Annotated in this window: 1 protein-coding gene; it reads left to right on the forward strand. The window is 34.1% G+C overall.

All coding sequences use genetic code 11. The annotated features are described in order from the left end of the window. Positions 1-247: transposase family protein (locus NI467_RS14970; protein WP_308729497.1), on the forward strand; the 247-nt coding region annotated here is incomplete at its 5' end. Positions 248-264 lie beyond the last annotated feature (17 nt).

Here is a 264-nt window from a genome sequence, read left to right on the forward strand (position 1 = left end):
GGGAATTTATACAGTGTATCCAAATAGCTTGTTGCCATTAAAAGCAAAGAAGCGCTGTAAACTGGATCCTGAACTAAAAATCTATAATCAGCAAATCAATAAAAGAAGAATTGGGATTGAGCATGTATTTGGCAGTTTGAAAACTTTCAAAATTCTTGCTGAGCGATATCGCAATCGAGGCAAAAGACTGGGATTAAGATTCAATTTAATTGCGGGAATCTATAACTTGGAGCTGAGTAAAAAATGACTTATGAAAGAAATCTA

The organism is Acinetobacter sp. S4397-1 (assembly GCF_024129285.1).
Lineage (GTDB): Bacteria > Pseudomonadota > Gammaproteobacteria > Pseudomonadales > Moraxellaceae > Acinetobacter > Acinetobacter lwoffii_C.